This is a genomic window from Roseibium sp. AWQ4_254 (assembly GCF_056161025.1).
Genome location: NZ_JBSWYH010000016.1, coordinates 87092 through 105904 on the forward strand (window position 1 = coordinate 87092; position 18813 = coordinate 105904).

Here is an 18813-nt window from a genome sequence, read left to right on the forward strand (position 1 = left end):
CTTGTGACGGTGCGTTTAGGCACCTAGAGCCTTGATGCGAGCATTTAGGCGGGAAACCTTTCGCGACGCCGTATTGGCGTGCATAACGCCTTTGGACGCGGCGCGCATGATTTCCGGCTGCGCTGCCTTGAAGGCTTCGTTTGCCGCGCTCTGGTCGCCAGAAGCGATTGCCTCTTCAACCTGGCGCAGGAAGGTGCGCACGCGGCTCCGGCGGGCTTTGTTCGTGGCCGTCCGGCGGGCAATCTTGCGGGCCGCCTTCTTGGCCGATGGTGTGTTGGCCATGGGCTCAATCCTGATCGGTAAGTGGGACTAGTGTCCGGTGGCAATCGGGACCAAGGCGCGAAAAGCGGTAAGACCCGATCAAAAAACAACGGCGGCGGAAATCCGCCACCGATTGGGCGCTGCTTATAATCGCGCTTGGCGCGTGCGTCAACGGCTTTATCCGCCAACCCGCTGTTTATTTGTTGCGAAATTGCGGTGCGCGCTTTTCGGCAAAGGCGGTCATGCCCTCTTTCTGATCGTCCAGCGCGAACAGGGCCTGGAAGACGCGCCGTTCGAAGCGCACCCCTTCAGACAGGGTGGTTTCATAGGACCGGTCAACACTTTCCTTTGCCATCATCACCACGGGCAAGGAGAACTCGGCGATTTTCTCGGCCGCCTTCAGGGCCTCCTCCAGAAGGTCATCAGCGGGCACGACACGGCTGACCAGACCGCTGCGTTCGGCTTCTTCAGCATGCATCATGCGGCCCGTCAGTACCATTTCCATGGCCTTGGACTTGCCGACAAAGCGCGTGAGGCGCTGGGTGCCACCCGCGCCCGGAATAACTCCAAGAGTGATTTCCGGCTGGCCGAACTTGGCTGTATCGGCGGCCAGAATGAAATCGCACAGCATGGCCAGCTCGCAGCCGCCGCCCAGCGCATAGCCGGCAACAGCGGCAATGATCGGTTTGCGGTTGCGCGACACCCGGTCAAACGGGGTGATCAGATCCGTCTGATAGGCGGAGGAAAAGTCATGCGGCTGCATTTCCTTGATATCCGCCCCGGCTGCAAAGGCCTTTTCGGAGCCGGTCAGAACGACGCAGCCGATTTTCTCATCCGCATCAAATCCGTCCAGAGCCGTGCCCAGTTCGGCAATCAGCTCCCCGTTCAGCGCATTCAGCGCCTTGGGCCGGTCGAGGGTGATCAGGCCGACCTTGCCTCGTTTTTCCACGCGGATGTTCTTGTATCCCATATCCCCTGCTCCCAGTGCCAGGACCTGTTAATCGTAACAACCTCCTGCCTACCTGACCCGCACGGCGTCTGGCAAGCGTGTCAAAAGCGGCTATGGCGTGTCTTTGTTCTGCTGCCGCTCCTCTGGAGGAAAAACCACACCTAGGTCTGGCAGGACGGGCAATGGAAGGTGGAGCGGTTGGACTGGACAATGCGGGTCACCGTGCCCGGGCAGCCCTCCTTCCGGCACGGCTGCCCTTCCCGGTCATAAACGGCGAAGGAATGCTGGAAATAGCCGAGGGTACCGTCGGCCTTGGTATGGTCGCGCAAGGTGGAGCCGCCGGCGGCAATGGCTTCGTTGAGCGTGTCCCTGATATGACCCGCTAAGGCATCGGCCTTTTGGGTCGGCCGGCCTGTGTCCGTCGCCAGGCTTCCTGCGGATCGTTTCGGGCTCAGGCCACTGCGCCACAAAGCTTCGCACACATAGATATTGCCGAGCCCGGCAATAAGCTTCTGATTGAGCAAGGCCGCCTTGAGTGGCGTTTTGCGGCCTTTGAAGAGGCGGGCAAGGGTCGCTCCGCTCAGTGCATTGCCGAGCGGCTCCAGCCCAAGCTCGCGGAAATAGGGGTGGGTCCGAAGGTCCGGACGCGGGACCAGATCCATGAACCCGAACCGGCGCGGGTCATTGTAGATGATGCGCGCCGGGCCCCTGTCACGGGTTGAAAGATGAAACACCACATGATCGTGTTTCGCATCCTTGTTCCTGTCATGGGCAAAGGCGCCGGGCAAGGTGGCATCCGTGTCGTTTTCGACCCGGAACGAGCCGGACATGCCCAGATGCATGATCAGGACATCCCCGCTGTCCAGGTCGGCCAGCAGATATTTGGAGCGCCTGGTCAGGGCGGTCACGGTCCGGCCCGACAGCCGTGGGACGAACCCGTCGGGGAAGGGAAATCTGAGATCCGGCCGGTTCTGGTCCACGGTGGTGATCCGGGCCCCTTCGAAGGTGGGGGCAAGGCCCCGTTTGACCGTTTCGACTTCCGGCAATTCTGGCATTGAAGCCTTCTCCACACTGGTGTCTGCTGGGGTTGCACGATATAGGCCTGCGGCATATGGCTTTTCGTGGCCGTGAACGATAGCGCTTCCCAAAGGCTTGTACTATTGTCCGGCCCGATTTGACGAGACTTATCAGACGGCAGCCGCCAGGAGGCGCGATCATGACACAAGAGACCGAGGGATACCGGACCGCTTCCGGCCGCGCTCCCGAAGACATGCCCACCAGCTTCGGGTTCACCAAAGTGGCCGAAGGGCACAAGCAGACCCTTGTGGACGATGTCTTCCACAAGGTTGCCGAGCGCTATGATCTGATGAACGACTTAATGTCCGGCGGTTTCCACAGGGTGTGGAAAGAGGCCATGGTCTCGTTCCTGGCACCGCCGCGCGCCGCAGCGTCCGGATGGAGCTTGCTGGATGTGGCCGGGGGCACCGGTGACATTGCGACCCGGGTCGTGAACAAGTCCGGTGGCACGGCCAAGGCCATTGTCTGCGACATCAATACGTCCATGCTGACGGTCGGCCGGGATCGGGCCGAGAAGGCCGGCCTTTCGGACCAGATCACCTTTTCCCAGGGCAATGCGGAAGATCTGCCGTTTTCCGACAAGAGCTTCGATGCCTATACGATTGCCTTCGGGATCCGCAACGTGCCCGATATTCCCAAGGCGCTGCGCGAAGCACGGAGGGTTCTGAAGCGCGGCGGCCGGTTCGTGTGCCTGGAATTTTCCGAAGTGGATGTGCCCGGTCTGGACAAGGTTTATGACACGTTCTCCTTTCAGGCGATCCCGCCCATTGGCAAATGGGTGACCGGCGACGGTGAGCCCTATCAGTATCTGGTGGAATCGATTCGCAAGTTCCCGAGCCAGGAGCGCTTTGCGGAAATGATCCGCGAGGCCGGGTTTGAACGGGTCGGCTACCGAAATTATTCCTGCGGCATTGCTGCCCTGCACTTTGGCTGGAAATTCTGATTGATGGCGATTGCAGTCATGCCCTTATTCCGACTTGTGCGGGCGGGATTTGTGATGGCACGCGAAGGCGTGTTCGGCCTTGTGCATTTGCCGGACCTGCCGGCGGGGCCCCGTTTTGCCATCGCCGTTGCGCGGCTTCTGGAGCGGCGCGCGGTCAAGGGCAAGAGCGCGGATCTGCGTCTGTCGGATGCGCTCAACCGGCTGGGGCCGTCTTATGTGAAGCTCGGTCAGTTTCTGGCCACCCGGGCCGATGTGGTCGGCAAGGATGCGGCCCGCGAATTGTCGGCGCTTCAGGATCAGCTTCCCCCGTTTGAACACGAAGCTGCCCGCGCGGCTGTGGCCGAACAGCTCGGCCGTCCCGTGGATGAGGTGTTTTCAGAGTTCGGCCCGGCCGTGGCCGCCGCCTCTATTGCCCAGGTGCATCAGGCGCTGATCCGCTTGCGCGATGGCAGCGAGAAGAAAGTCGCGGTCAAGGTGCTGAGGCCCGGTGTCGCCCGCCGGTTCCAGCGCGATCTTGAGAGCTATTATCTGGTGGCCCGTCTGGCCGAACGCTTCCATGCCCCGTCCCGGCGCCTGCGCCCCGTCGCCGTTGTCGACACGCTGGCCCAGTCCGTCGCCATGGAAATGGACTTCCGGCTTGAGGCCGCTGCCCTTTCGGAAATGGCGGAGAACACGGCCGAAGATCCCGGCTTCCGAGTGCCGGCGGTCGAGTGGCTGCACACGGCCAAGGGCGTCTTGACCATGGAATGGATCGACGGCCGCAAGATGTCGGATGTCGAGGGGCTGATTGCGGACGGGCTGGATCTGGAAGCGCTTGGGGCTGCGGTCATTCAAAGTTTCCTGCGCCACACTTTGCGGGACGGTTTCTTCCACGCGGACATGCACCAGGGCAATCTGTTCGTGGAAGCGGATGGCACGCTGGTGGCAGTTGATTTCGGCATTACCGGACGGCTGAACAAGCGCGAGCGGCGGTTTCTGGCCGAAATCCTGTTCGGTTTCATTTCCCGTGACTACCGCCGGGTGGCGGAGGTGCATTTCGAGGCGGGCTATGTGCCGGCCAATCAGGATGTGGACATGTTTGCCCAGGCCATTCGGGCCATTGGCGAGCCGATCCACGGCCATGATGCCAGCGAGATTTCCATGGCTCGGCTCTTGACCCAGCTGTTCGAGGTCACCGAGCTTTTCGAAATGCGCACCCAGACCCAGCTGATCATGCTGCAAAAGACCATGGTGGTCGTGGAAGGCGTGGCCCGATCGCTCAATCCTAATCTGGACATGTGGCGCACGGCTGAACCGGTGGTGGGCAGCTGGATCAAAGAGCATCTCGGCCCGGTGGGCAAGCTGCGCGATGCGGGCGATCTGATTTCAGCCCTGACCCGGGTCGCCAACGACCTGCCGCTCTTTGCCGACCGGATCGGCCATATGTCGGAAGAGCTGGAGCGCATGACGCGGCAGGGCCTGCGGTTTGACGATCACACGGCCGAAGCCATCGGCAAGGCAGAAGCCCGCCACACCCGCTCCGGGCGGGCCGCCCTCTGGGTGATTGCGGCTTGCGCCGTGGTTGCTACGGCGCTGCTGCTCTGAGGGATCTTGCGCCATGCTTGAGAGCAAGTCGCGTTGGACTGGATGCGTCTTTCGCTGCCTTTGATACCAAGCGCGGTCAAATAGGTCATCCTCAATTGCGCTTGTAGTTACTCAGAGAGTTCAGCTCAAAAGACAAACTGGTCTGAAGCCATATGAGCGCGGCCCGAGCTTATACATAGCGTAATTAGGTTATGTCTAAGCCGCAGCGCGCGCATTTGCGAAACGGCGCAGGCGTGAGACAGCCTCTTTCAGCTCGTCATCCGGCACGGTCAGTGCCATGCGGATCAGCGATTTGGCGTTGTTGCCAAAGGACGCGCCGGGCATGACCGAGATCGTCTGCTCGTCCAGCAGGCGCCAGGCGAATTCTTCTCCGTCAAGGCCAGTGCCCGCGACATCAATCATGATGAACATGCCGCCGGAGACCTTGCCCACCTTCAGCGCCGGGCAGGAGGCCAGCTCCGCCGTGATCATGGCAACCCGCTCAGCATAGCTCTTGCGCATGCGCGTGGCGGTGTCGAACTGGCCGCGCAGCGCGGCCTCCGTCATATCGGCAATGAACGGCTGGTTGCCGAACAGGATCGTCTCGGACACCGGCAGCAGCCTGGTGCAGAACTCCTCCGGGCCGACGGCCCAGCCGCTGCGGAAGCCCGTTGCGGCGAAGGATTTTGAGATCGATGACGTAACGACCGTCCGGTCTCTGAGGCTGTCAATTTCCAGCGGAGAGGCGAAGGTGCCTTCAAAGATCAGGTCTTCATAAACCTCGTCGCAGACAATCCAAAGGTCATGGGCCCGGGCGATGGCGCCGAGTTCTTCCAGGGTGGCGCGGTCCAGGATCGAGCCGGTCGGATTGTGGGGGGTGTTGAGCAGAAGCACCCTGCTTTGCGGGGTGATGGCCGCGCGCAAGGCCTCCGGCTCCATGACAAAGCCGGCCTCAAAGCGCAGCGGAACCGGCTGGAGAACCGCACCGGGCGCCCGCACAACACCTTCATAGGTGGCGTAGTAAGGATCGCCCACAAGAACACCTTCGCCAGCATCCACCAGGGCCGTGATCACCGCATAAAGCGCCGTCTGGGTGCCGGGAAAGCACAGGATGTTGCCGGGGCCGATCCCTGGAAAGCGCGGCGCGTATTTTTCAGCCAAAGCCTCCAGAAGACCGTCTTCGCCGCGTCCGTTGGAATATTTGGTGCGCCCGCGTTTCATGGCTTCGGTGCAAACATCAATCAGGGCCGGGTCAACCGGAATGTCAGGTTCGCCAATTGTCAGTTCGATGAGGGGGGCTCCGGCGGCGGCCTTGGCGCGGCCTGCAAAGTGAACCGCCCATTTTTCACCGCCAAGATCGGCAAGGCGGTCGGTGATACCGGCATAGCGCATCAATGTGTCCTTTCGGGTGGGGCTGGGGCCGTCCTGGGGGCGGCGGAGAGCGTGTCTTGGTACTGGCCGGTTCCGGCCTGCACCGGTGCAATCAGGCTTTCCAGAAGGGCAAGATCATCGCGGAGGCCTTTCCGGTGATTGTCTGCGAAGACGGTCCCGGAGCAGACCTGGCCGATAAATCTGGCCCAAAGCGAGACAGTGTCTTCGGCCATATTGGGCGCGTTGATTTTGGCAAGGGGGAACTGGCCCAGCTGGGTCCTGGCGGGACCGTCAGCCTCCTGGGGCCAGCAGGTGGTGTCCGCGGTCAGCGCTCCGGTCAGATAGGCACATGCCGTGGTGATCAGGCCGTCCTTCGTGCCGAAATGTTGGCGCACGAGACCGGCTGCAAGGGGCACTTCCATCAGGGCGCGTTTGCGCTCGTCCTGTTTCGGCCGCTGGAAGGCTTTCCGGCTCATGAGCCAGAGTCTTCGGCGGGGCGCGGCGCAAGATGAAAATCGGGCAAACACATTCAGCCGTCCCCGCTAGTAGCCACGGGCCCGGTCGATGGCAAGGGCGGGGCGTTGTCCGGCACGCAATTGCTGCGCAGAGTGCAGCACCTGTTCCACAACAATATCCGGGGTGGAATCGCTGGCAATATGGGGCGTGATCCGGATGCGCGCATCGCCCCAGAACGGGTGGGTGTCTGGCAGGGGTTCGGTGCGGAACACATCCAGGCTGGCCCCGGCCAGCTGGCCGCTGTCAATGGCTCTGGCGAAGTCAGAGTCGTGCAAATGCTCCCCCCGGCCGATCTGGATCAGCCAGGCACCGGGGGCAAGCCGGTCGAAGAGGTCCGCATTCAGCACATTTTCGGTTTCAGCTGTCAGCGGCAGCACGTTGATGAGCACGGCACTGCCGTCTGCGGCCTGGTGAAGAGCTTCCGCTCCGGTAAAATAAGCCACACCGTCAAGCGGGGTCTGCGGTGTGCGCCTGCAGGCGACAGCGACGGAAAATCCGAGGGCCGTCAGGCCGCGTGTAACGGCCTGCCCCATGGTGCCGTTTCCCAGAACGGCAATTTTCGTGTTGGTTGGCGGCTGCATCGGCAGGGGCGCCCATTTGCGCTCCGCCTGTGCGGCCTGCATCCGGTCAAATCCACGCAGCGCATGGAGGGTCTCATGCGCTGCATAACCGGCCATCAGATCCGCCTGATGGGGATCCCGGATCCGGCAGATCAGGACGGTCTGGCCGAGGCCCGGATGGGCCACAAGAGCATCCACGCCTGCGCCGATCGACATGGCCATTTCCAGATTTGGATAGGGATCAAAGGCATCAGCGGCCGGGAGCCAGCAGACTGCGAAGCGGATCTCTTCCGGCCTGGTCACCTCGTCCGGCGTGAGCAGGCGGATGCCGCTTTCCGTTTCCTGTGCACCAAGCCCGTAATAGGCCCTGAGATCCAAGGTGCTGCTCAGCAGGACACCGCTGATCGTTTCGCTTTGTCCCATAGTGTGCAGTCCTTCAGCTCTGGTGGGGGGAGCCCAGGAGGGGCCTTCAGGAAGTCAGGCACATAGTTATACAAATGAATAGCAAGCCGTAAAGGGGGGGGGGGCTGTCGCTTGGCTGATACCTATGCAGGGCGACAGGGGCGCGCTCTGCCTGAAAGAGAGGCAGCCGTCGGTTTCTGAGGCGGATCGGGATTTCAAGGTAAATTGCCTTGAAACTTTAAGCTTTTGTAATTTTTGTTCGGGCATGCGGTGAATTCGCGAGATGCCGCCAAATATGCTGGCTAATTAAAATTCGTGCACACAAAATAATCAAGACTCTCCTTGACTTGCCACAATCCGCTGCTTAGCCTTTGCATATCTTGAAGTGCTGTTTACCCGGCACAGGCAGGTGTTTGATCTTCTTTGCGATGGCGCGGCTTTGCTTGCGCCGCCGGAGAGAATAGATGCGGAGCACACCTGCGAACAGGCAAAGGTTTGAAATGCCGCCGTCCATGGTGGCATGGGGCCAACACGAAAGTCAGGTGCCCAAACCTTCCGGTTGCCGCGTCATTGGCTGGCCGGTCTGCCAAACAAACACACTCTTTCCGGTGGGCGGCCAGGGATCTGGTGTCTGTTTCACCGGGCAACATGGAAGCTGGCGTGCAAGGCTTGGCTGTTCGGCTGTGCGGTCTTGGATGTTTTGCGTGCATTCGATGAAGCAGCGCCTTGTGGCTGGCCGTTTCTGCTGCGCGCGCAAGTCGCAGGCTTCCGGCAGCCGGTCAGGCTGTTCACCTGAAAAGGAGAAGATCAGATGGACGTTTCCAACGCAGTTGATTGCAACGGATTGTCAGTGGCACCAACGGTTTTGCGAATTAAGCAGGCGCTTGTGGGGTGCGCGGAAAAAGCGCTGCCTCTCGATATTCTTGTCGACGCGGAATGCAACCATGACCGCCTGCGCCGCTCCCTCGGAGAAGAAGTGGCGTCCGTGCGCCTGCTTACCTGCCCCCAATAGCAGGCAAAGGGCGCGGATTGGACAGGAGAAGCAGGCGCTCCCCCGGGAGGGCTGGCGCTAGAGTGCGAACAGGTCAACGGATGATCTGAAAGCTGTGTCTTCCGGGCGGCAAGACGGTCCGGAATCATAGGGAAAGAGTTGTTGTGATTGCCGACGTAAAAGAAAGACCCGCACCTGCGGCCGCTGAAGGGCCGACACCGGAAGTCCCGAATTTTGCATTCGATCCGCAGGACCCCTGGACAGAGACCTTTCAAAAAGGCTTGGAGCGGGCCGGTCTTGAAGGCAAGCGCATTTACGAAGTCGGCATTGGCACCGGGACCAATGTCGCCTTTTTGCTGCGCCTGTGCGGCGCGGCCAGCGTGTCGGGCAGCGACCTGGATCCCAGGCTGGTGGAATTGGCCGAGCGCAATGTGCACAGCCTGGCACCGGACGAGGCAAGCCAGTTTTTTCCGGTCAAGGGTGCGGTCAGCCTGATCGACACGGACGAAGCCCGGGCCAGGATTGCTGAAACGGATGTGGTGATTGGATGCCTTCCCCAGGTGGGCGATCCGGGGGACCGGCGCCTGGCCGCGTTCCGTGATGCCCAGTCGGTGGAACTGCCCGACGGGGCGGGTGAACGGGCGGCGGACCACATTGCCCACTATTATCCCTGGGCCGCGTTTGACGACTATCCTTTCAATTCGGTCGGCCTTGGCTTGAACGAGGCGTTGTTGCACCGCATCCGTGAGCATGCGCCCCAGGCCGAGGTCATCATGAATTTCGGCTGCCGGATCGGCACCGGCCTTATTTTCGAGCTGTTCGAGGCCAATGGATTTGCGCCTGAAAAGCTCCATTCCCAGATCGTGCTGCAGGATGCGGGCACCGACATTTCCTTTTTCGTGATGCTTGAAAAGGCCCTGCAGGGCACCGGGCTGGAAAAGGATCTCGTCTGCTCTTTCTTTGCCGACAAGGACGCAAACACGCCTCTTTCCGCCTGCGATGCCCAGGCCCTGCTTGATCAGGACCCGGAAACGCCGGTGTTTCACGAGGTCTGCGCCATCCGGGCCGTGCCCAAGGCAGCGTGACTGAGCCGCCTTCTGCCCATCTCCCTTGGAAGCCTTTCCTTCAAATTCACAGAGACGAACCTTCGCCGCAAACAAGGCGCGTTGAGCGGCACAGAGGGCTGTCGGGGTGGGCTCCGGCACGGCGGGCGCGTCTATCTCTCTCGTGCGCGCGCGCAAAACTTTCTTTTGCGGCGGGCGATCCTTCTGCGGGCCGGTCCGGACTGGGGGGGGGCTTCCAAGGCCACCGGGCTGGCAGCGCGCAGTTCACAGGCTCCCACACTGCGCGCATTATTATTTTTTTCTACCAAATTAAATCAAAAGTCCCGCAGGCCGGTTCCTGTTGCAGCCTGTCTGCAGGGACAAAACTAACTCAGGGTTTTCATTGGGTTAGGGCTGGGTGAGCCTAAGAATATGATAAAAAAGGCTTCTTATCCAAAGATGTCGCCATATTGCGGTCAACAATCGACCACAAAACCGACAATTGTTAAAATTACCAATATTTCATAAATTGATTGGCGAAGGATTGTTGGCCTTCACGGAATTGCGCAGCGTATTTCCGCGCAGCTTAGCTATTTTTTATGGCTTTGCATTAGGTTTGTTTCCCCCGGGGCCGGTGCTGGCTGAAGAGCTGAAGGCCGGGCCCGGGGGCAGTTTTCCCGCAGAAGAAAATGGCAGCGGCAGCGCGGGGGGAACCCTGCGCTGCCGAAAAAAGGGGAGCCCCGATCCGTCTGCGAGCTGGCGCAGTCTGTCGATGTGGAAGACGGTGCATACCAAAGACTGATCGAACTGGGGCTGGATCAGGTCAACCGGCTGCGCTCGAAAGTTGCCGGGGTTGAGCTGGCTGCTGGCCGGCCTCATTCTGGAAGACCTGCTGGGGCTGAAGGAACAGCTTGCAGGCGGCTGCCAGCGGTCCATAACCGACAAAATATTTTTACGGCGGCAGTCGCAACATGGCCATCGGTGGTATGGCGCCCGCAATGAAACTGAAAACATCGGCTGGAAGTCCAGTTTGTGACCCGCTGAAAATGGGATGTGTCTCCAACGAGACGGGCTCGGTATCAATGGTGCAAACTTATCGCACGATGCTCTACCAGCCAGATCTTCCTTAAACCGCCGTCACCCGTCTCAGGGTCAGGTTGATCCGCCCGCCGGATTTCAGGAGGGCGGAGGTGCCGCTCAGGACCCGGTCAATGCCGTGATAGGCCAGGCGGGCCGGGCCGCCGAGAAGGACCACGTCACCAGATTGCAGACGCAGGGAGCGGGTCGGGTCCTTGCGCTGGACACCGCCGATCCGAAACGTGGCCGTGTCGCCGAGGGAGACGGAGATGACCGGTGCCTCGAACATCTCTTCATCCTTGTCCTGGTGCAGGCCCATGCGTGCGCCGGAGGCATAATAGTTGATGAGACAGACCTCCGGCGGCGGCGCGTCCGGGGCCAGGTCTTGCCATAGGCCGGACAGGGCGGCCGGCATGTCCGGCCAGGGTGCGCCGGTAGCCGGGTGCACGGGTTGATAGCGGTAGCCGTCCAGATCGGAGACCCAGCCGAGCGGGCCGCAATTGCTCATCTTTACGCTGAAAGGTTTGCCGGTTTTCGGCATGACCGGCTGAAACAGTGGCGCGCGCGCCACAATGTGGCGGATCTCGTCGCGCAAAGCTTCCTGGGCCATGCGGTCGAAATAGCCGGGATGGTAGGTCAGCCCGGAAGGGTCTTGAAGCGTGGGCGCTGGCATGCCCCCTTTTAGCAGATCTTTAGCAAGGTCTGCCAGCAAAGGGGGCAAAGCCTCTTTGAAGGTCCCGCCCTTTGTGAATGGCTGATCCTCTCTGAAGCATCGTGCAGCCTCATTGCCCGTTTCTTTAGTCACCGCAGCCGCCGCATCCGGACCCGCCACTGCCACCACCACCACTGCAGCCGGAGCTGCAGCCTGAGGATTTGCCTCCGGACGCTTTGTTCAAAAGCACGGCAAGGGCGGCAACGGTGATCACAACCCCGGCAATGAACCAGAAGGTGTGTTCCAGGGCCCAGTGCCAGACCATGTTGCGCAGTTTCTCCAAAGGCGTGTCCCCGGCCGGCTCGCCATGGGCAAATGCCAGGCTCGTGCCCAGAAAAACCGCGGCGCTTGCGGTCACAAGGCGGGGCGCGCGCTTGGGCAAAGCCGCCAGCTTGCGTGAGAGCTTTGCCAAAAGCACAGCGCAGCGGGGCTTGGGCACCAGCCAGACATCGGCGCCGTTCACCCGCTTGAAATACGGCGCCTTGCCAAACCGGATCTCAGTGGGGGGCCAGATATCCTGCGGCGGCGGGGCGCCGAATTCCCTTTCGTAAAGGAGCAGCGTGTCTTCGTAAGCGGCACGAAAAAGCGCGGCCTGATCCGGCCCGCCCTTTGTCGGCATGTGGTGCAGCGGGGCCCCAAGCGCCTCCCGGAACGGGCCCCAGTAATGCCTGGTATAGGTCAGATGCAAGTGCCAGGCCTGATCCACCTCGTCGCTCGGCGTTTTCATGCCGGTGTTCAGCATGCACAGATAGGCAAAGCGCTGATATTCACCGATCACCCGCAACGCATAGGCGCGGGACCAGCCATTGTCCCGGGCAAGGCGCCCTGAAAACGGGAAATCGGCCTCAACCGCGTCCGGATGGCAGGCTGTCAGGCGGGTCCACAGGTCTGCGTCTTTCATGGGCTGTCTCGTTTGACTTGTGGCGTCTGCTGCGGACAATCCGCCTCATATTCATGCCAACTCTATGGCAAAAGCCTAAAGCAAATGCGAAAGCTGCGGCATTACGGGCAGGCCTGCAGGGCAGGCGGTCTCCGCCAGGGGCCGGTAACCATCAGAATGAAATTATCCCCTATGCTGGACACTTGAGAGGGCAAAGGTGTCTTGCGGGCAAAGTTTCCTCCACCTATATAGCGGTCAAGCTCGCACCAAATACCGGGTTCCTGCCCTGGTGCGATGTCCGGGATGTCCCGGAACCCAAGTGAAAGGAGCCGGACTGACGCCTTCATGGGTCTATCCGGTTTGCTAGAAAGAGAGGCACATATGGCAAAGGTCATTGGTATCGACCTCGGCACGACCAACTCGTGCGTCGCCGTCATGGACGGCAAGGATTCCAAGGTTATCGAAAACGCGGAAGGCGCCCGCACCACCCCGTCGATGGTGGCGTTTTCCGATGATGGGGAGCGGCTCGTTGGACAGCCGGCAAAACGCCAGGCCGTCACGAACCCGACCAACACGCTGTTTGCGGTCAAGCGCCTGATCGGGCGCCGCTATGACGACCCGACCGTGGCGAAGGACAAGAAGCTTGTCCCGTTTGAAATCGTCAAGGCCGACAATGGCGATGCCTGGGTGCAGGCAAATGACGACAAATATTCCCCGTCCCAGGTCTCCGCGTTCATCCTCCAGAAAATGAAGGAAACCGCCGAGAGCTATCTGGGTGAGAGCGTGACCCAGGCGGTCATCACCGTTCCGGCCTATTTCAACGACGCCCAGCGTCAGGCCACCAAGGATGCGGGCAAGATTGCCGGTCTGGAAGTGCTGCGCATCATCAACGAGCCGACGGCCGCCGCACTGGCCTATGGTCTTGACAAGAATGACGGCAAGACCATCGCGGTCTATGACCTTGGCGGGGGCACATTCGACGTCTCCATCCTGGAGATCGGCGACGGCGTCTTTGAGGTCAAGTCCACCAACGGGGACACGTTCCTGGGCGGTGAAGACTTCGACATGGTTCTGGTCGACTATCTGGCCGCCGAGTTCAAGAAGGATCAGGGCATTGACCTGACCCAGGACAAGCTGGCCTTGCAGCGCCTGAAAGAGGCTGCTGAAAAGGCCAAGATCGAATTGTCCTCCTCGTCGCAGACGGAAATCAACCTGCCCTTCATCACGGCGGATGCCTCGGGTCCGAAGCACCTGACGCTCAAGCTGACCCGGGCGAAGTTCGAGTCGCTGGTCGAAGATCTGGTCAAGCGCACCATTGCGCCGATGAAAGCCGCCTTGAAGGATGCCGGCCTTGCCGCCGGTGAGATCGACGAAGTGGTTCTGGTCGGCGGCATGACGCGCATGCCGAAGATCCAGGAAACCGTCAGCACCTTCTTCGGCAAGGAGCCGCACAAGGGGGTGAACCCGGACGAAGTGGTGGCCATGGGCGCTGCGATCCAGGCCGGCGTTCTGCAGGGTGACGTGAAGGACGTCCTGCTGCTCGACGTGACCCCGCTGTCCCTCGGGATTGAGACCCTGGGCGGTGTCTTCACCCGCCTGATCGACCGCAACACGACCATCCCGACCAAGAAGAGCCAGGTGTTCTCTACCGCTGAAGACAATCAGACAGCAGTGACCATCCGGGTCTTCCAGGGCGAGCGGGAAATGGCGGCGGACAACAAGATCCTCGGCCAGTTCGACCTTGTCGGACTGCCGCCCGCGCCGCGCGGCGTGCCGCAGATCGAAGTCACCTTCGACATCGATGCCAACGGCATTGTCAACGTGTCTGCCAAGGACAAGGGCACGGGCAAGGAACAGCAGATCCGGATCCAGGCCTCCGGTGGTCTCAGCGACAGCGACATTGATCAGATGATCAAGGACGCTGAATCCCATGCGGATGAGGACAAGCGGCGCAAGGAACTGGTGGAAGCCAAGAACCAGGGCGAATCCCTGGTCCACTCCACCGACAAGTCGCTGAAGGACTATGGCGACAAGGTTTCTGCCGATGACAAGGCCGCGATCGAAAGCGCTCTGGAAGCCTTGAAGACCGCTCTGGAAGGGGACGATCTGGAAGACATCCAGGCCAAGACCCAGGCTCTGGCCGAAGCGTCCATGAAACTTGGCGAAGCCATGTATCAGGCCGCCCAGGCTGACGCTGAAGCCGATGCCGGTGACGAGGCGGGCGCCGCCGCTGAGGACGATGTGGTCGATGCGGACTTTGAGGAAGTCAAGGACGACGACGACAAGAAGTCGGCTTAACCTTTACAGATGACAGCCAGCCGGTTCTCCGGCTGGCTGTTTCAGTCCAGCGCCGGCCGTTTGGTTGCCTGACCTGTCAGGTGCGCGGTGGGCGCTTTCGCCGTTATGGGCGCCGGATCATCCAGGCTGCCCGCGGCGCAACAACAAGACCGAGAGATCTTGATGTCCAAACGTGATTTCTATGAGGTGCTGGGCGTCGCGCGTGAAGCGGACGAAAAGTCTCTGAAAAGTGCCTACCGAAAGATGGCTATGAAATACCATCCTGACCGGAACCCGGGGGATGCAGAGGCCGAAGCCCGGTTCAAGGAAGTCAACGAGGCTTACGACACGTTGAAAGACGGCCAGAAGCGCGCCGCTTATGACCGCTTTGGCCATGCCGCCTTCGAAAATGGCGGGTTTGGCGGCGGCGGAGGGGCCGGAGCCCATGATTTTTCCTCCACCATGTCCGATATTTTCGAAGAGTTTTTCGGCATGGGCGGAGGGGGCGGCGGCCGCCGGTCGGGCGGGCGCGAGCGCGGTGCGGATCTGCGCTACAATCTCGACATTTCCCTGGAAGATGCCTTTGTGGGCAAAACGGTCGAAATCGAGGTGCCGACCAGCATCACCTGTGACACTTGTGCCGGGTCCGGTGCCAAGCCGGGCACCAGCCCGACCACCTGCCGTACCTGTGGCGGTGCGGGCCGGGTGCGCGCTGCCCAGGGCTTCTTCACGCTGGAGCGCACCTGTCCGACCTGTCAGGGCCGGGGGCAGGTGATCTCCGACCCTTGTGAAAGCTGTGGCGGCACCGGCCGCAAGACCCAGGACCGGACCCTTTCGGTGAACATTCCGGCCGGAATTGAGGACGGCACCCGCATCCGTCTGGCCGGAGAAGGCGAAGCGGGCGTGCGCGGCGGCCCGGCGGGCGATCTCTATATCTTCCTGTCCATCAAGCCCCACGACCTGTTCCAGCGGGACGGGGCGGATCTTTACTGCCGCGTGCCGATCTCCATGTCGACGGCGACCCTTGGCGGCCAGTTCGACGTGCCGACCGTCAATGGCAGCACCAGCCGGGTGAAAGTGCCGGAAGGCACCCAGACCGGCAAGCAGTTCCGCCTGCGTGGCAAGGGCATGCCCGTGATGCGCTCCAGCCAGCATGGCGACATGTATATTCAGGTCACCGTGGAAACCCCCACCAACCTGACCCGCCGCCAGCGGGAATTGCTTGCGGAATTCGAGAAGGAATCTTCCGGCGAAAACCATCCAGAATCCGCCGGGTTCTTTTCGAAGGTGAAAGACTTCATCGACAATCTGGGAACCTGATCACGCAATTTGTGCGTCTTTTTATGGCAAAATCTGACGAGCCTCCCTATATTCGTTTCTCGGGAGCGAGTGAGGTAACATGCTGCAGCGCCACAATTTTCGCGTCGACAGGTTCCGGGAAAAGCTGGACAAGGCCGCAGCCGTGCGCAGCCGGGTGCTCGATGAGATGAAATTCATCCGCTCCTGGGCCCAAAACCCGTTGAGAACCGGAGCCGTGGCCCCGTCAGGCCCGGATCTGGCCGCGAAAATGGCCTCCTATCTCGTGCCACGCCCCCATTCGCGCATCGTGGAGCTTGGCCCGGGCACCGGTGTTGTGACCAAGGCGCTCATGGACCGGGGCTTTGTCCATCCGCATCTCAATCTCATCGAATACAGCGCCGATTTCTGCGACTTGTTGAGCTTGCGGTATCCGGGCCTCACAGTGCTTCAGGGGGATGCCTATGCGCTTGCCCAAACGCTCGCCCAGGACGGCGGTTTTCTATCGGGAGAGAACCGTACAGCCGATTCCGGCCGGGGGGAGCTGGATGGAATCGTTTCGTCTCTGCCGCTTCTGACCCGTCCGGAGCCCGTGCGCCGCGCGCTTTTGACTGACGCCCTGAGGCTCTTGAAACCCGGCGCCCCCTTTATACAGTTTTCCTATGGGCTTGCTGCGCCAGTGAAACCGAAAACCCGTGGCGTTTCGGTGCACAGTTCCGAATGGGTCTGGAAAAACCTGCCGCCGGCCAGGGTCTGGGTCTACCGTAAGGGCCATTGACGGCACTTGCAGGAGTGCGTGGCACTAAATTTCCTTTACGTAATATTTTTCCGGAGTTTAAAGTCTTCTCCGCAGAGGACACCTTGCGTCTGCCGTTTTCGTGATGCGAATCACACGGATTGGCGGGCTCAGGTCTTTACACTGCAGGAACAGACATTCGTATTTTTTTTAAATCATTGGGCTTTCGACATGATCAACTCAAGCATTGGTATTACCGGCTCTGTGGGCCGGTTCGGGAAAAACGAGCAACTCGATGTTAAAACTGTCCAAACGCGGCTGAATGCCCTCATGGGCGGCTCACGCAAGGCCCTTGTCGTTGATGGCCGTGTGGGATCGAAAACCATTGGCACCATCAAGGATTTTCAGGTCAGTGTGGTCCGGTTGCGCCGCCCGGACGGGCGGGTGGACCCGGCCAAACGCACCATCAGCGCCATGAATGATCCGCAGTCTGCCTCAATCTGGCAGCGCATGTGCATTCCACCGGAGGCGAACCCGTCGACAGTGTCGAATGACACGGTGCGCGATCAGCGTCTCACACCGGCCGAAAAGCTGCTGGCCAAAGAGGCGGCCAATCTGGGCGAGAGCAGTGCGTTTGACGAATTCCGGCGGGAGCTGATCGACAAGAGCTTCCCCAACATGAAGAAGTTTCTCGGCACAATCGGCCGGGCTGAAGATGCCCGCAAGCTGATCGCCGCCTGGGCGCAATTGCGCAAGTGGGGGTTCTCGCCGGCTGAGGCGCGGGAGGTCATGAAGGCGGTCTCCGGCATGCGCGGCCGTCAGATCGGCGCGCTGGACGCAATCTCGGCCCCGGCATCGAAATTCGGCCGGTTCCTGGGCTCCCTTGGCAGCAAGGCCGGAGCGGCAGGCCATGTGATTGTGATGATCGAGGTGGCCGACAAGTTCGAGCAAGGCGACTATCTGTATGGCACGACCGAGCTCTACAAATTTTTCATGGGCAAGGCGATCCCCTGGGCCGGAATGGTTGAGGGGCTGCAGAGCCTTGTTGAGGCAATTGCCCCGGGCGCGGCCAAAAACAGCAAGGTGTTTCAGGTCATCCGGGCCTGTGATCCGATCGGCCTGGGGGCGTCTGGCGTGGACAGCATGACCACCCTGGTGCTGGGCACCATCCACCTGATCCAGACAGGTGAAATCGATACGGTACGGTTGAACCGGCTGGTTGCCCGGATGAAACAGGGGCCGACCCGTCTGTTTGCCGAAATGGGCGAAGAGCTGGGCGACTCTCTCTACGAAATGTCCAGGTGGCGCAAGGACGACTGGACCTATGCGGTCAAATGCGTGCCCGGTTTCATTGCCAGCCTGTTCTGAGCCTGCACCTCTTCCTTGGACCGCCATTCGGGGGTGGCGAAGCCGCTCCCGCTTGCCATATGCCTTTGGGACCCGTTTGATAGGGAATAGGTTCAGCTGAGAAGAGGTGGTTGATGCGTAATCCGAAAATACTTGTGTGCTCCGGCTCGGTGCGCAGCGGTTCTTTGAATGCTCAGCTGACGGCGCTGGTGGCCAAGCGGCTTACCATTCTGGATGCAGAGGTGACCCGCCTGTCGCTGAAAGACTATCCGCTGCCGGTCTATGACGGCGACCTGGAAGACACGGACGGGGTGCCGGAAACTGCGCGCAAGCTGCACCGCCTGCTGAGCGGGCAGGACGGAGTCTTTCTCGCCTGTCCGGAATATAATGCCGGGATAACACCGCTTTTGAAAAACACGCTCGACTGGGTCAGCCGGGTGCGCGATCCGGGGGAGCCTTACCGGAACAAGGTGTTTGCGCTCGGGGCGGCCTCTCCGGGAGGCTTTGGCGGCATGCGCGGTCTGATCGGCATGCGTACCATCCTGGAAGTGGGCCTGGGCGCGCTGGTTCTGCCGCAAATGGTGTCCGTGCCTAAGGCTTCTTCTGCGTTCGACGAGCGTGGCGATCTGGCGGATGACCGGCTAAGCGGCCAGCTGGACAAGCTGGTTGAGGCGCTGCTCAAGGCGACCCGGATCGAAATGTCCCACTGAAGGCAAGGCCTTGCAAAGGGGCTGGTGGCCTGCCGCAGCTGAAAGAGAGCTTGGAAAAGATGGAAATGCCGCCTACATAGGGCGGCAGCAAGGAAAAACCCA

General features: G+C 60.9%; 19 protein-coding genes. 11 read left to right on the forward strand and 8 right to left on the reverse strand.

What is annotated here, in order from left to right; translation table 11 throughout:
• Positions 1-15 precede the first annotated feature (15 nt).
• From rpsT to mutM, 3 genes are all read right to left on the reverse strand, one after another.
• Positions 16-282 carry a 30S ribosomal protein S20 gene (gene rpsT, locus ACXAIC_RS13830; RefSeq protein WP_475180005.1) on the reverse strand — a complete coding sequence of 89 codons (267 nt, stop codon included), beginning with the start codon at positions 280-282 and terminating at the stop codon, positions 16-18.
• Positions 283-457: 175 nt separating this feature from the next.
• Positions 458-1231 carry an enoyl-CoA hydratase gene (locus tag ACXAIC_RS13835; protein ID WP_475180008.1) on the reverse strand — a complete coding sequence of 258 codons (774 nt, stop codon included), beginning with the start codon at positions 1229-1231 and terminating at the stop codon, positions 458-460.
• Positions 1232-1371: 140 nt separating this feature from the next.
• Entirely contained in the window at positions 1372-2265 is an 894-nt protein-coding gene (mutM, locus tag ACXAIC_RS13840) for a bifunctional DNA-formamidopyrimidine glycosylase/DNA-(apurinic or apyrimidinic site) lyase (RefSeq protein ID WP_475180011.1), read from the reverse strand.
• A 215-nt stretch (positions 2266-2480) separates the two neighbouring features.
• Between mutM and ubiE the strand changes: the two genes are divergently transcribed.
• The gene (ubiE, locus tag ACXAIC_RS13845; protein WP_475180153.1) at positions 2481-3230 is read left to right on the forward strand and encodes a bifunctional demethylmenaquinone methyltransferase/2-methoxy-6-polyprenyl-1,4-benzoquinol methylase UbiE; all 750 of its coding nucleotides are present in this window, start codon (positions 2481-2483) and stop codon (positions 3228-3230) included.
• A 3-nt stretch (positions 3231-3233) separates the two neighbouring features.
• The gene (gene ubiB, locus ACXAIC_RS13850) at positions 3234-4814 is read left to right on the forward strand and encodes a 2-polyprenylphenol 6-hydroxylase (protein ID WP_475180017.1); all 1581 of its coding nucleotides are present in this window, start codon (positions 3234-3236) and stop codon (positions 4812-4814) included.
• Positions 4815-5009: 195 nt separating this feature from the next.
• Here ubiB and ACXAIC_RS13855 read toward each other — a convergent pair whose 3' ends face one another.
• The 3 genes from ACXAIC_RS13855 to ACXAIC_RS13865 all read right to left on the reverse strand — a co-directional run bounded on the left by ACXAIC_RS13855 (position 5010) and on the right by ACXAIC_RS13865 (position 7663).
• Positions 5010-6185, reverse strand: a complete 1176-nt coding sequence (locus tag ACXAIC_RS13855; RefSeq protein ID WP_475180021.1) for a pyridoxal phosphate-dependent aminotransferase — start codon at positions 6183-6185, stop codon at positions 5010-5012.
• Positions 6185-6640, reverse strand: coding sequence for a hypothetical protein (locus ACXAIC_RS13860; protein WP_475180024.1), 456 nt, complete (start codon positions 6638-6640; stop codon positions 6185-6187). Before ACXAIC_RS13860 ends, ACXAIC_RS13855 begins: the two co-directional genes overlap by 1 nt.
• A 66-nt stretch (positions 6641-6706) precedes the next feature.
• Positions 6707-7663 (reverse strand): NAD(P)-dependent oxidoreductase, encoded by a 957-nt coding sequence (locus tag ACXAIC_RS13865; RefSeq protein ID WP_475180026.1) that lies wholly within the window; start codon positions 7661-7663, stop codon positions 6707-6709.
• A 790-nt stretch (positions 7664-8453) separates the two neighbouring features.
• Between ACXAIC_RS13865 and ACXAIC_RS13870 the strand changes: the two genes are divergently transcribed.
• From ACXAIC_RS13870 to ACXAIC_RS13885, 4 genes are all read left to right on the forward strand, one after another.
• Complete coding sequence (locus ACXAIC_RS13870) at positions 8454-8654, forward strand: hypothetical protein (protein ID WP_475180031.1); 201 nt, start codon at positions 8454-8456, stop codon at positions 8652-8654.
• 143 nt (positions 8655-8797) lie between these two features.
• On the forward strand, positions 8798-9718 hold the full coding sequence (locus ACXAIC_RS13875; RefSeq protein WP_475180033.1) for a hypothetical protein: 921 nt from the start codon (positions 8798-8800) through the stop codon (positions 9716-9718).
• 460 nt (positions 9719-10178) lie between these two features.
• Positions 10179-10478, forward strand: a complete 300-nt coding sequence (locus ACXAIC_RS13880; protein ID WP_475180038.1) for a hypothetical protein — start codon at positions 10179-10181, stop codon at positions 10476-10478.
• Between the two features lie 51 nt (positions 10479-10529).
• Positions 10530-10712, forward strand: coding sequence for a hypothetical protein (locus tag ACXAIC_RS13885; RefSeq protein ID WP_475180041.1), 183 nt, complete (start codon positions 10530-10532; stop codon positions 10710-10712).
• 90 nt (positions 10713-10802) lie between these two features.
• Here ACXAIC_RS13885 and ACXAIC_RS13890 read toward each other — a convergent pair whose 3' ends face one another.
• Both ACXAIC_RS13890 and ACXAIC_RS13895 read right to left on the reverse strand, forming a co-directional pair.
• A complete protein-coding gene (locus ACXAIC_RS13890; protein ID WP_475180047.1) occupies positions 10803-11426 on the reverse strand; it encodes an alpha-ketoglutarate-dependent dioxygenase AlkB family protein in 624 nt (207 codons plus the stop codon).
• Positions 11427-11550: 124 nt separating this feature from the next.
• A complete protein-coding gene (locus ACXAIC_RS13895) occupies positions 11551-12366 on the reverse strand; it encodes a glycine-rich domain-containing protein (RefSeq protein ID WP_475180053.1) in 816 nt (271 codons plus the stop codon).
• A 360-nt stretch (positions 12367-12726) separates the two neighbouring features.
• Here ACXAIC_RS13895 and dnaK point away from each other — a divergent pair, with 360 nt between their 5' ends.
• The 5 genes from dnaK (at position 12727) to ACXAIC_RS13920 (ending at position 18711) form a co-directional block, all read left to right on the forward strand.
• The gene (gene dnaK, locus ACXAIC_RS13900; RefSeq protein ID WP_475180056.1) at positions 12727-14643 is read left to right on the forward strand and encodes a molecular chaperone DnaK; all 1917 of its coding nucleotides are present in this window, start codon (positions 12727-12729) and stop codon (positions 14641-14643) included.
• 162 nt (positions 14644-14805) lie between these two features.
• Positions 14806-15942, forward strand: coding sequence for a molecular chaperone DnaJ (gene dnaJ, locus ACXAIC_RS13905; RefSeq protein ID WP_475180060.1), 1137 nt, complete (start codon positions 14806-14808; stop codon positions 15940-15942).
• 79 nt (positions 15943-16021) lie between these two features.
• Positions 16022-16696 (forward strand): class I SAM-dependent methyltransferase, encoded by a 675-nt coding sequence (locus ACXAIC_RS13910; protein ID WP_475180064.1) that lies wholly within the window; start codon positions 16022-16024, stop codon positions 16694-16696.
• 189 nt (positions 16697-16885) lie between these two features.
• A complete protein-coding gene (locus ACXAIC_RS13915; protein ID WP_475180067.1) occupies positions 16886-18022 on the forward strand; it encodes a peptidoglycan-binding domain-containing protein in 1137 nt (378 codons plus the stop codon).
• 113 nt (positions 18023-18135) lie between these two features.
• Positions 18136-18711, forward strand: a complete 576-nt coding sequence (locus tag ACXAIC_RS13920) for an NADPH-dependent FMN reductase (RefSeq protein ID WP_475180070.1) — start codon at positions 18136-18138, stop codon at positions 18709-18711.
• Positions 18712-18813: the final 102 nt, after the last annotated feature.

Bases quoted from the DNA above. Each gene is read 5' to 3' on its own strand.
- rpsT (WP_475180005.1), bottom strand. From the start codon at position 282: ATGGCCAACACACCATCGGCCAAGAAGGCGGCCCGCAAGATTGCCCGC.
- ACXAIC_RS13835 (WP_475180008.1), bottom strand. From the start codon at position 1,231: ATGGGATACAAGAACATCCGCGTGGAAAAACGAGGCAAGGTCGGCCTG.
- mutM (WP_475180011.1), bottom strand. From the start codon at position 2,265: ATGCCAGAATTGCCGGAAGTCGAAACGGTCAAACGGGGCCTTGCCCCC.
- ubiE (WP_475180153.1), top strand. From the start codon at position 2,481: ATGCCCACCAGCTTCGGGTTCACCAAAGTGGCCGAAGGGCACAAGCAG.
- ubiB (WP_475180017.1), top strand. From the start codon at position 3,234: ATGGCGATTGCAGTCATGCCCTTATTCCGACTTGTGCGGGCGGGATTT.
- ACXAIC_RS13855 (WP_475180021.1), bottom strand. From the start codon at position 6,185: ATGCGCTATGCCGGTATCACCGACCGCCTTGCCGATCTTGGCGGTGAA.
- ACXAIC_RS13860 (WP_475180024.1), bottom strand. From the start codon at position 6,640: ATGAGCCGGAAAGCCTTCCAGCGGCCGAAACAGGACGAGCGCAAACGC.
- ACXAIC_RS13865 (WP_475180026.1), bottom strand. From the start codon at position 7,663: ATGGGACAAAGCGAAACGATCAGCGGTGTCCTGCTGAGCAGCACCTTG.
- ACXAIC_RS13870 (WP_475180031.1), top strand. From the start codon at position 8,454: ATGGACGTTTCCAACGCAGTTGATTGCAACGGATTGTCAGTGGCACCA.
- ACXAIC_RS13890 (WP_475180047.1), bottom strand. From the start codon at position 11,426: ATGCCAGCGCCCACGCTTCAAGACCCTTCCGGGCTGACCTACCATCCC.
- ACXAIC_RS13895 (WP_475180053.1), bottom strand. From the start codon at position 12,366: ATGAAAGACGCAGACCTGTGGACCCGCCTGACAGCCTGCCATCCGGAC.
- dnaK (WP_475180056.1), top strand. From the start codon at position 12,727: ATGGCAAAGGTCATTGGTATCGACCTCGGCACGACCAACTCGTGCGTC.
- dnaJ (WP_475180060.1), top strand. From the start codon at position 14,806: ATGTCCAAACGTGATTTCTATGAGGTGCTGGGCGTCGCGCGTGAAGCG.
- ACXAIC_RS13910 (WP_475180064.1), top strand. From the start codon at position 16,022: ATGCTGCAGCGCCACAATTTTCGCGTCGACAGGTTCCGGGAAAAGCTG.
- ACXAIC_RS13915 (WP_475180067.1), top strand. From the start codon at position 16,886: ATGATCAACTCAAGCATTGGTATTACCGGCTCTGTGGGCCGGTTCGGG.
- ACXAIC_RS13920 (WP_475180070.1), top strand. From the start codon at position 18,136: ATGCGTAATCCGAAAATACTTGTGTGCTCCGGCTCGGTGCGCAGCGGT.